Origin of the sequence: Sphingomonas paucimobilis NBRC 13935 (genome assembly GCF_000739895.2) — a bacterium.
Classification (GTDB): Bacteria; Pseudomonadota; Alphaproteobacteria; order Sphingomonadales; family Sphingomonadaceae; genus Sphingomonas; species Sphingomonas paucimobilis.
The window spans coordinates 1-11,153 of record NZ_BBJS01000024.1; the positions used below are offsets into that span (position 1 = coordinate 1).

Annotated in this window: 8 protein-coding genes; 5 read left to right on the plus strand and 3 right to left on the minus strand. The window is 67.0% G+C overall.

Features of this window, described 5'->3' with window-relative positions:
* Positions 1-14: 14 nt before the first annotated feature.
* The gene (gene tldD / locus SP6_RS09050) at positions 15-1,448 is read right to left on the minus strand and encodes a metalloprotease TldD (RefSeq protein WP_007406458.1); all 1,434 of its coding nucleotides are present in this window, start codon (positions 1,446-1,448) and stop codon (positions 15-17) included.
* A 19-nt stretch (positions 1,449-1,467) separates the two neighbouring features.
* Complete coding sequence (locus tag SP6_RS09055; protein WP_007406463.1) at positions 1,468-1,701, minus strand: zinc-finger domain-containing protein; 234 nt, start codon at positions 1,699-1,701, stop codon at positions 1,468-1,470.
* 98 nt (positions 1,702-1,799) lie between these two features.
* Between SP6_RS09055 and SP6_RS09060 the strand changes: the two genes are divergently transcribed.
* The gene (locus tag SP6_RS09060; RefSeq protein ID WP_042468884.1) at positions 1,800-2,732 is read left to right on the plus strand and encodes an ABC transporter ATP-binding protein; all 933 of its coding nucleotides are present in this window, start codon (positions 1,800-1,802) and stop codon (positions 2,730-2,732) included.
* Between the two features lie 236 nt (positions 2,733-2,968).
* Here the strand turns inward: SP6_RS09060 and SP6_RS09065 are convergent, their stop codons facing one another.
* Positions 2,969-3,718 carry an energy transducer TonB gene (locus SP6_RS09065; protein ID WP_007406460.1) on the minus strand — a complete coding sequence of 250 codons (750 nt, stop codon included), beginning with the start codon at positions 3,716-3,718 and terminating at the stop codon, positions 2,969-2,971.
* A 121-nt stretch (positions 3,719-3,839) separates the two neighbouring features.
* Between SP6_RS09065 and nadB the strand changes: the two genes are divergently transcribed.
* The 4 genes from nadB to SP6_RS09085 all read left to right on the plus strand — a co-directional run bounded on the left by nadB (position 3,840) and on the right by SP6_RS09085 (position 11,125).
* The gene (nadB, locus tag SP6_RS09070; RefSeq protein ID WP_007406461.1) at positions 3,840-5,417 is read left to right on the plus strand and encodes an L-aspartate oxidase; all 1,578 of its coding nucleotides are present in this window, start codon (positions 3,840-3,842) and stop codon (positions 5,415-5,417) included.
* Between the two features lie 112 nt (positions 5,418-5,529).
* Positions 5,530-6,681, plus strand: coding sequence for a serine hydrolase (locus tag SP6_RS09075; RefSeq protein WP_007406473.1), 1,152 nt, complete (start codon positions 5,530-5,532; stop codon positions 6,679-6,681).
* Between the two features lie 126 nt (positions 6,682-6,807).
* Positions 6,808-9,573: a DNA polymerase I gene (polA, locus tag SP6_RS09080; RefSeq protein WP_007406449.1), complete on the plus strand. Its 2,766-nt coding sequence runs from the start codon at positions 6,808-6,810 to the stop codon at positions 9,571-9,573.
* 37 nt (positions 9,574-9,610) lie between these two features.
* A complete protein-coding gene (locus tag SP6_RS09085; RefSeq protein WP_007406440.1) occupies positions 9,611-11,125 on the plus strand; it encodes a lipopolysaccharide biosynthesis protein in 1,515 nt (504 codons plus the stop codon).
* Positions 11,126-11,153 lie beyond the last annotated feature (28 nt).

The following is an 11,153-nucleotide window of genomic DNA, read 5'->3' on the forward strand; positions in this document are numbered from 1 at the left end:
GGGGAGGAATAGGCTCAGGCCGCCAGCGCCGTCCCGCCGACCGTTAGCCCTTCGACCAGCAGCGTTGGCTGGCCCACACCGGCGGGCACGCTCTGCCCACCCTTGCCGCAAACCCCGACACCCTCGTCGAGCGCAAAGTCGTTGCCGATGCCCGTCACCTTGGTCAGCACGCTCGGCCCGTCGCCGATCAGCGTCGCGCCCTTGATCGGCGCGCCCAGCTTGCCATTCTCGATGCGGTAGGCCTCGGTGCAGGAGAAGACGAACTTGCCCGACACGATGTCGACCTGCCCGCCGCCGAAGGACTTGGCGAAAATGCCGTTCTTGACGCGCGACAACAGTTCGGCGGGATCGTCCTGGCCGCCCTTCATGAAGGTGTTGGTCATGCGCGGCATCGGCGCATGGGCGAAGCTTTCGCGGCGGCCATTGCCGGTCGGTGCGACGCCCATCAGTCGCGCGTTGAGCCGGTCCTGCATATAACCCTTCAGGATACCGTCCTCGATCAGCACCACCTCGCGCGTCGGCGTGCCTTCGTCATCGATCGACAGCGAGCCGCGCCGGTCGGCGAGGCTCCCGTCATCGACCACGGTGACGCCGGGCGCCGCGACCCGCTCGCCAATGCGCCCCGAAAAAGCCGAGGTGCCCTTGCGGTTGAAGTCGCCCTCCAGCCCATGGCCGATCGCCTCGTGCAGCAGCACGCCCGGCCAGCCCGGCCCGAGCAGCACGGTCATTTCGCCCGCCGGGGCCGCGACTGAGTCGAGATTGACCAAAGCCTGTGCCAGCGCGACGTCGATGCCGCGCTCCCAGGTTTCGCGCGCAACCAGGCGGTCGTAGAGATAGCGTCCACCGATGCCGAAGCTGCCGGTCTCGCGCCGTCCATTTTGTTCGACCACGACCGAGATGTTGAGCCGCACCAGCGGCCGTACATCGGTGGCGACGAAACCGTCGGCACGGACGATCTCCACCACGCTCCAGCTTCCCGACAGCCCGACCGATACCTGCACCACACGCGGATCGCGCGCCCGAGCGGCGGCGTCGATCGTCTGGCAGAGCGACACCTTCTCGGCAAAGGGGATCAGGTCGAGCGGATCGGTCGCGGTGTAGAGATGGCGGTTGGTGCCCTGCGGCGGGGGAGCGGCGTTGCCCTTGGCGGGGTCGATCAGCGCCATGGTCTGAGCGGCGCGCTGGATCGCGGCTTCGGACAATTCATTGGCATGGGCGAAGGCGGTCATCTCGCCCGACACCGCACGCAGGCCGAAGCCCGAATGCGTGTCGTAGCTCGCCGTCTTCAGCCGCCCGTCGTCGAAGCCGAACGCCTCCGATCGCTTATATTGCAGATAGAGCTCGCCATCATCCGCACGCGCCAAAGCGTTGGCGGTCAGCCGCAACGCCGCGTCGGGGTCCAGGGTATCGCGGTAGAGGAACGAGCGGGGATCGGTGGGCGATGTCATGCCACCGAATATAGGGGGCTCAGCGGCCCGCGCCATCCCCATGGTCGGGAAGCTGCGACTGGTCGGCGCCGTCGGCCGGGCCGCCGATCAGGATGAAGCGACGGTCGCAATAGCCACAATCGACATAGCCGGTCTCGTCGATCTGCAACCAGACGCGCGGATGGCCAAGGGCTGCGCCGCCGGGAATGTCGGTGGCACCGTCGCAAGCGACGCGGGTCTGGGTGACGCGGGTGGTTTCGGGCGGCGGCAACATAGGGTTGGGCGATAGCAAGGCGTGGAGCCCCGTGCAATTGCCCAAAACAGGGCGAAACCGGCTTGGCCTCTCTGCGTCACGCGCCTATCGCTGGACCCATGACCTCTCCCACCGAAGCCGCCATTTCGATCCAGGGCATCGCCAAGACCTATCAGGGCGGCAAGCGCGCGCTCGACGGGGTCAGTTTCGACGTCCCGCGCGGCCAGATTTTCGGGCTGCTCGGCCCCAATGGTGCCGGCAAGTCGACGCTGATCAATATCCTGGCGGGCCTCGTCATGAAGACCGAAGGGTCCGCGTCGATCTGGGGCTTCGACATCGACAAGCATCCGCGCAACGCCAAGGCGTCGATCGGCATCGTCAACCAGGAAATCCTGTTCGACCCCTTCTTCACCCCGCTGGAGACGCTGGAGATTCAGGGCGGGCTGTACGGCGTGCCCAAGGCGCAGCGCCGCTCGATGGAGTTGCTGCGCGCGGTGCATCTGGAGGACAAGGCCAACGCCTATTCGCGTACCCTGTCAGGCGGCATGAAGCGCCGCCTGATGGTCGCCAAGGCGATGGTCCATTCGCCGCCCGTCCTCGTCCTCGACGAACCGACCGCCGGCGTCGATATCGAACTGCGCCAGCAACTTTGGGCCTATGTGCGCCAGCTCAACGAGCAGGGTGTGACGGTGGTGCTGACAACGCACTATCTGGAAGAGGCCGAGGAGTTGTGCGACCGGATCGCGATCATCAACCATGGTCGCCTGGTCGCCAACGAACCGACCCGCGAACTGGTCGGCAAGGCGCAGGAAAAGATCGTTGCGGTGACCGTCGATCGCGACGTAGCGGCGGTGCCCGACCATGCCAGCTTCGGCAAGATCGTCCTGAAGGGTGCCCGCACGCTGGAAATCACCTACGCCAAGGACAAGGTGAATGCCGGCCAGGTGCTCGCGGCGGTGCAGGCGGATGGGTATGGGATCGTCGATGTGTCGACCAAGGAAGCCGATCTGGAGGATGTGTTCCTGTCACTGACACGGAGTGTGGGGTCCTAAGGCCAAGAGATTCCCTTGGCCTTCGACTTCGCTCAGGCTGAACGGGGGTTTGTTCGCGCGGAGGATGCAGAGATGTCTGGTGCTGGGAGATGACATCCCTAGCCCATCACGTTCGCGGCGAGGGGCGTCTAGAAGAGCAGAAGCCCGACATCTCTTCGCCCTCCGGGCCTCCGCGCGAACTTCAAGAATACCACCATCCGTTCAGGCTGAGCGAAGTCGAAGCCCACGCCCCGCCCTCACCTCTCGTCCCGCACCCGCTCCAGCACCCAGTCCTGATTGACCACGATAATCGACCGCACCGGCCGCCCATCGGCATCGCGTGACGGGTCATAACGGTAACGCTGCTCGATCAGCCGGCACGTCGTCTCGTCCAGCGCGGCATTGCCGCTGCTTTGTGTGACGACGCAACCGCTGACCCGGCCATCGACATTGACGAAATAGCGGACCTGCACCGTCCCGCTCGCCCCGGCATCGGCGGCGGCTTCGGGATAGTCCGAATCCTTGATCCGCCCCTTGATCCGGCGCGGCGGGGTTTCCTCGCCATAGCCGTCTCCGTCGCCCGATCCCCCGCTGCCCCTGCCGTTGCCGATCCCGCCCGCACCGGTACCGGGGCCCGGCCGGTCGGACGCGCCCTGGCTGGGGTCCGCGCCGGTGCCCGCGACGGGAGCGACGATCACCGGCGCGGGCGGCGGGGGCAGCACGACGATCGGCGGCGGGGCGACGACCTCGGTCGCCTGCGAGCGGATATTGGGCGGCGCAGCGGCCCCACGCGGGCGGTGTGTCTGCACCTTCTTGGGCTGGATGCGCGGCGGCGGTGGGGGTGCCGGCGGGGTCACGTCGAAACTGTCGAGCGCGGGCGCCGGGACCGGCAGCGGCGGCGCATAACCCAGCCCGATGACCAGCGCATAGCCGAGCCCGGCCACGATCACCCCGGTGGGGATCGCCGCGCGCAGACGGTCACGCCAATCGGGTCGAGCCAGCGTCATGGACAAGAGTTGGGAAGGCCGATCGCCCGCGGCAAGACGCGACTACCCCCTGTCCCAACCCCTTGGACCATGCCAGAGGGTACAAAATGTATCCCGCCACCGCGCCCCAAGGAGCTCGCGTATGACCGAATCCGATATTCTGATCGTCGGATCGGGCGCGGCCGGGCTGACCGCCGCCTTGAACCTGGCCGACCGGTTCAAGGTCACGGTGCTGGCCAAGGGCAAGCTGCACGAAGGCTCGACCGCCTGGGCGCAAGGGGGCATCGCCGCCGTGCTCGAACCCGGCGACACGTTCGACAGCCATATCGAGGATACGATGGTCGCGGGTGCCGGCCTCAACGACCGCGCCACCGTCGAGTTCGTCGTCGAGAACGCCCCCGCCGCGATCGAGCGGCTCCAGAAGCTGGGCGTCCCCTTCGCGACGGAGGGCAACATGCTGCACCTGACGCGCGAGGGCGGGCATTCGCATCGCCGGATCGTGCATGTCGCCGACGCGACCGGCTGGGCGGTGCTCGACGCGCTACTCCGCGCCGCCGACGCGCATCCCAACATCACCATGGTCCCCGATCAGGTCGCGATCGACCTCGCCACCAGCCGTCACGAGATGCGCTATTCGGGGGCGGGGCATGTCTGGGGCATCTATGCCGTCGATCGGCGGACGGGCCGCGTCATGCTGCACACCGCGCGCGCGACCATTCTCGCGACCGGGGGAGCAGGCCGCACCTATCAATTCTCCACCGCGCCCAAGGGGGCGACCGGGGACGGCATCGCCATGGCCTGGCGCGCGGGTGCCCGCGTCTCCAACATGGAATTCATGCAGTTCCACCCGACCTGCCTCTACAACACCCAGGTCAAGAATTTCCTGATCACCGAGGCGGTTCGCGGCGAAGGCGGGCATCTGAAGATCCCCGAGACCGGCCACCGCTTCATGCCCGATTTCGACCCCCGCGCCGAACTGGCCCCGCGCGATATCGTCGCACGCGCGATCGACCATGAGATCAAGCGGCTGGGCCTCGACTATGTCCATCTCGACATCAGCCACCAGCCGCCCGCCTTCGTCCGCGAGCATTTCCCCAACATCCACGAAAAGCTGCTGAGCCTCGGCATCGATATGACGGTGCAGCCGATCCCAGTGGTGCCGGCGCAGCATTATACCTGCGGCGGCGTCATCGTCGACCGCGACGGGCGCACCGACCTGCCCGGCCTCTATGCGGCGGGCGAAGTGACCCAAAGCGGGCTGCATGGCGCCAATCGCCTCGCGTCCAATTCGCTGCTCGAATGCTTCGTCTATGGCGAGGCGTGCGCCAACCATATTGCGCAGCATTGGGATGACCTGCCTCCGCCACCCGCCATCCGCGCCTGGGACGAAAGCCGCGTCACCGATTCGGACGAAGAGGTGGTCATCAAGCAGAACTGGACCGAAATCCGCCGCTTCATGTGGAATTATGTCGGCATCGTGCGCACCACCAAGCGGCTGGAGCGCGCGCAGCACCGCATCCGCATGCTGACCGACGAGATCAACGATTATTACGGCCATTTCCGCGTGACGCCCGACCTGATCGAGCTGCGCAACCTGCTGCAGACCGCCGAGCTGATCGTCCGATGTGCCCTGCACCGCAAGGAAAGCCGGGGGCTGCATTATACTCTCGATTATCCCGAGACGCTGGCGGATGCCGTCGATACCGTCCTGATCCCCTGATTTGTGCGGGTTTCGCGCTTTGTCGCGCCCGCGCGGCCGTTCGTCGCAACAGGACAGGCGGGGGATTTCGCCAACCTCGCCAGTAGGTAAGGGTTCGCAGGTGCAGCGGGGTATGGCGGTGACGAAGCGAGTATCGAACGGTGTCCGGCGGGTATGTGCAACCGGGCTCCTCCTGACCCTGGCATCCCTGTCCCTGTCGGCCTGCGGTACGGATAGCCGGCCAAGCGCCAGCGCCCATGCCCCCAGCGTTCCCGAACCGGCGGTCGCCGTCTCGATGCCGCTGCCCCCGCCCCGCCCTGTGCGCAGCCCCTCCGCCCCCGCCGGTCTGGTCAGCGCGATCAACAGCCTGTCGGCCAGCTTCAGCGGCAAGAAGGGCATTGCGGTCCGCGCCGTCGATGACGGCTGGACGGTCGAAGTCGGCGGGCGCCAGCGCCTGCCGCAGCAATCCGTGTCCAAGCTATGGGTCGCGATCACCCTGCTCGATCTGCGCGATCAGGGCCGCGCGCGGCTCGACGAACCGCTGGTCGTCCGCCGCGAGGACCTGACCCTGTTCCACCAGCCGATCGCGATGCTGGTCAAGGGCGATGGCTATCACACCACGGTCGGCGAGTTGCTGACCCGCGCGCTGACCCAGAGCGACAATACCGCCAACGACCGGCTGCTGACCTATGTCGGCGGGCCGCAGGTGGTGCGGACGATGATCGCCAACAAGCGGTTGGGCGATATCCGCTTCGGCCCCGGCGAGCGGCTGCTCCAGGCGAAGACGGCGGGCCTCACCTGGCAACCCGCCTTCGCGGCGGCGGGTGCGTTCCAGGCGGCGCGCAACCGGCTCGATCCCGCCGCCCGCAAGGCTGCGCTCGATGCCTATGTCAATGATCCGCCCGACGGCGCCGCGCCGATCGCGATCGCCGACGCGCTCGCCCGGTTGGCGCGCGGCGAGCTGTTGTCCGAGACCTCGACCCGCATCCTGCTCGACACGATGGAGGCCTCGCGCACCGGCCATGCCCGTCTACGCGCCGCCGTGCCCTCGGGCTGGAAGATCGCGCACAAGACCGGCACCGGCCAGGATCTGGGCCGCCGCAATGCGGGCTTCAACGATGTCGGCCTGCTGACCGCTCCCGACGGCCGCCGCTTCGCCATCGCGGTGATGATCGGCGACACGACCGAGGATATCCGACTGCGCCAACGACTGATCCAGAATGTCGCGGCGGCCGTGGCCAGCTATGCCGGCCCACCGCGCGGACCGGTGCTGTCGGCGAACTGACATCATTCCTCCCATGACCGGGAAGGAATGATGGATGCCCAGCGTGGCCCATTGGCCACATCTCGGCAAAACCGGTGATAACAGGGACTGTTTACCCTCTCTCTGTTCCGCTAAACCGCGCGCACCATGCCCCATCTCTATCTCGTCGACGGCTCCGGCTATATCTTTCGCGCCTATCATCGCCTGCCGCCGCTGACGAACAAGCATGGCGAGCCGGTGGGGGCGGTCTATGGCTATACCACCATGCTCTGGAAGCTGGTGGACGAGATCAACGCCGCCGACGGGCCGACGCATATGGCGGTGGTGCTCGACAAGTCGTCCAAGACCTTCCGCAACGAGATGTACGACCAGTATAAGGCGCACCGGCCCCCGCCCCCGCCCGATCTGGTGCCGCAATTCCCGATGATCCGCGACGCCACCCGCGCCTTCTCGCTGCCCTGCATCGAGGAAGAGGGGCTGGAGGCCGACGACCTGATCGCCTGCTATGCCCGCGCCGCGATGGCGGAAGGGTGGCAGGTCACGATCGTGTCGGGCGACAAGGACCTGATGCAGCTGGTCGAGGATGGCAGCCTCGACATGCTCGACACGATGAACAACCGGCGTCTGGGCGAGGCCTATGTTCAGGAGAAGTTCGGCGTCGGGCCGAAACAGCTGGGCGATGTCCTCGCGCTGATGGGCGACAGCGTCGATAACGTGCCGGGCGTGCCCGGTGTCGGCCCGAAGACCGCCTCCAAGCTGATCGTCGAGCATGGCGACTTGGAATCCGTCCTCGCCGCCGCGCCCGAGATGAAGAAGGGCAAGCTGCGCGACAACCTGATCGAACATGCCGACAATGCCCGGCTGTCCAAGCGGCTGGTCACGCTGGAGTGCAACGCGCCGCTGCCGCAGCCACTGGAGGAACTGGCGCTGCACGCCAGCATCCCCGATGCGCCGCTTCGCGCCTTTCTCGAGCATCACGGCTTCCGCTCGCTGATCGCCAAGATGGGGCAGATCACCGAGGACGCCCCCGCGCCCGTCGCTGGAGATACCGCCCCGGCCGCGCCGATGGACGATGACGAGCCGTGCAACCTCGACGGCTATACCACGGTGCAGGACCTGGAGACGCTCGACCGGTGGGTGGCGGACGCCCGCCATCAGGGCTTTATCGCGATCGATACCGAGACCAGCTCGACCGACGCGACCCAGGCCGAACTGGTCGGGGTCAGCCTGTGCCTGTCGCCCAACAAGGCGTGCTACATTCCGTTGGGGCATGGCGGCACCGACCTGTTGTCGGAAGTGCCGGTGCAGATTCCGGTGGCGGAAGCGCTCGAGCGGATCAAGGCGCTGTGCGAGGACCCGTCGGTCCTGAAGATCGGCCAGAATTTGAAGTTCGACATGATCGTGCTGGGCGAGCGCGGCATTTCCATCGCGCCGCATGACGATACGATCGTGATGAGCTTCGACCTCGACGCGGGGCTTCATGGCCACGGCATGGACGAGCTGGCCGCGACGCACCTGTCGCACACCTGCCTCGCCTTCAAGGAAGTGGTGGGCACCGGCAAGAAGCAGCTCGGCTTCCACGAAGTCGATCTCAAGACCGCCACCCGCTACGCCGCCGAGGACGCCGACGTCACGCTGCGGCTGTGGAAGCGGTTCAAGGCGCGGCTGCCGATGGAGCAGGCGACCCGCGTCTATGAGATGGTCGACCGCCCGCTCGTGCCCGTCATCGCGAACATGGAGCGACGCGGGATCAAGGTCGATCGCGAGCGGCTGTCGCAGCTTTCGACCGAGTTCGCCGGGCAGATCGCCGGACTGGAGGGCGAAATCCATACGCTCGCCGGTACGCCCTTCACCATCGGCAGCCCCAAGCAGCTCGGCGAGATCCTGTTCGATCGCCTCGGCCTGAAAGGCGGACGCAAGGGCAAGTCGGGCGTCTATTCGACCGACGTGACCGAACTCGAACGCCTCGCCCGCGATGGCGGCGAGGAGATCGTGCGCAAGATCCTGGAATGGCGCCAGCTCTCCAAGCTGAAGAGCACCTATACCGACGCGCTCCAGGCGCAGATCAACCCCAAGACCGGCCGCGTCCACACCAGCTACAGCCTGACCGGCGCGCAGACCGGCCGGCTGTCCTCGACCGAGCCGAACCTGCAGAACATCCCGATCCGCACCGAGGTCGGGCGGCAGCTGCGCGAGGCGTTCATCGCCGAGGACGGCCATGTCCTGATCGCCGCCGACTATTCACAGATCGAATTGCGCCTCGCCGCGCATATGGCGGACGTTCCCGCCCTGCGCGACGCATTCGCGAATGGCGACGACATCCACAGCCTGACCGCAAAAGAGCTGTTCGGCGAGGTCAATCGCGACACGCGCGGGCGCGCCAAGACGATCAACTTCGCCATCCTCTATGGCATTTCGCGCTGGGGCCTCGCCGGCCGCCTCGACGTATCGGCGGACGAGGCGCAAGCGATGATCGACCGCTATTTCGAGCGTTTCCCCGGCATCAACCGCTATATCGCCGAGACGCTGTCGTCGGTGCGCGAGAAGGGGTTCACCGAAACCCTGTTCGGCCGCAAGACGCATTTCCCGCGCATCGCCTCGCGCAATCAGGGCGAACGGCAGGGGGCCGAGCGCGCCGCGATCAACGCGCCGATCCAGGGGACCAGCGCCGACATCATCAAGCGCGCCATGGTTCGCATGGAACCCGCGCTCGCCGCCGCCGGCCTCGGCCATGTGCGGATGCTGCTTCAAGTGCACGACGAACTCGTCTTCGAGGCGCCCGAAGCCGATGCCGAGGCCGCCGGCGCGGTGATCCGCGAGGTGATGGCGGGCGCCGCCGAACCGGCGGTGAAACTGTCGGTGCCGCTGGGCGTCGAAATCGGGGTGGGCAAGAATTGGGGGGCGGCGCATTGAGCCCCCTTTTCCTCCGGCACGGGTCCCGCGCCCGCTGATGGCGCAAAGCCAGGACATCGATACGCTCGCCAAGGGGGGGCGCACCAATATCGCGGGCTTCGTCCTGCGCTTGGCGGCGCGCATCCCCTTTCTGTTCATCGCCGGTCGCATCTATGGCCCCGATCTGGTCGGGCGCTTCGCGATCGCCGTCGTGGTCGTCGAACTGGCGGCGCTGATCGCGACCTTGGGCATGAAGCGGGGCCTGGCGCAGGCGCTGGCCTCGACCGAGCGGCCGCATGCCCATGTCGTATGGGACGCGATGGCGCTGGCCTTTCTCGTCTCGATCGCGGCGAGTTGTTTCCTCTTCCTCTTCCCCGAGCTGGTCTATCCCAATAGCGCGATCGGCGGGCTCGACCGCTGGCTGCCCGCGATCATCGTCGCCATCGCCTGGTCCGATGTCAGCCTGGCCGCGCTCGCCTATCGCCTGAACGTCAAGGCGGCGGTGACCGCGCGTGCGGTGGTCGAGCCCTGGACGGTATCGATCGCCGCCTGGATCTTCTCCTTCTTCACGATCCGCGACGGGCTGGTCCTGTCCTATGTCGCCTCGATGATCGCCGCGCTGATCGCCAGCCTGGTGCCGTTCCTGCGCAGCTATGGCCTGCCCCGGGGCTGGAGCCCGCATCTGGCCCGCGTCTTCGCGCTCGCCCGCGCCAATGCGCCGCTGGCGGGGGCCGACGCGCTGGAATGGGGCACGCGCAATGTCGACCGCTTCATCCTGGGCGTGATGTTCGAGCCGCGCATCGTCGGCATCTATTATATGGCGCAGCAGGTCTCCTCGCTGCCGCAAAAGCTGAAGACCAGCTTCGACCCGATCCTCGGTCCCGTCATCACCCAGAGCCTGGCCAATGGCGATATGGGCGCGATCGCGCGGCAGGTGCGGCAGGTCGCTTTCTGGATCATGGCGGCGCAGGGGTGCCTGGCGCTGATGGGATCGATCCCGGGCGAGGCGGTGATGGGCGTCGTTGGCCCGCAATTCGTCTCCGGCACCGCCGCGCTCGCCTTTCTGCTGTTCGCCGAGCTGCTGGCCTCGACCGGCGCGGTGTGTGAATCGGCGCTGGTCTATACGGCGCGGCATCGCAACCTGATGATCTCGATCGCGATGCTGGGGGTGCAGATCGGACTCAGCTTCGCGCTGATCCTCGGCATGCGTTCGCTGGGCTGGCCCGAGACGTGGCAGGCGGCGGGTCCGGCGGTGGCGCTGGCGGTGAGCGTGGCGATCACCTCGGTCATCAAGGCGCGGGTGCTGTCGGGGATCTTGCAGGCCCCCGTCTCCCCCTTCCGCTGGCCGCTGGTCTGGGCGACCGGGGCGGCGATCATCGTGGGTGGCGCCTTCACGCTGCTGCCCAAGCGTCTGGAATGGGCCGAATTGCTGTTCGGCGAACCGGCGATCGCGGCGACCTATCTGCTGGTTCTGTGGCGCTGGGCGTTCGGCCCGGCGGATCGTGCGCTGTTCAGCAAGGCGCCCAATGCGGAAGAGGCGACGCTGCCCTATGCGGGCGGGATAACGCGGTAGATTTTTCCTCCCCTGCAAGGGGAGGTGG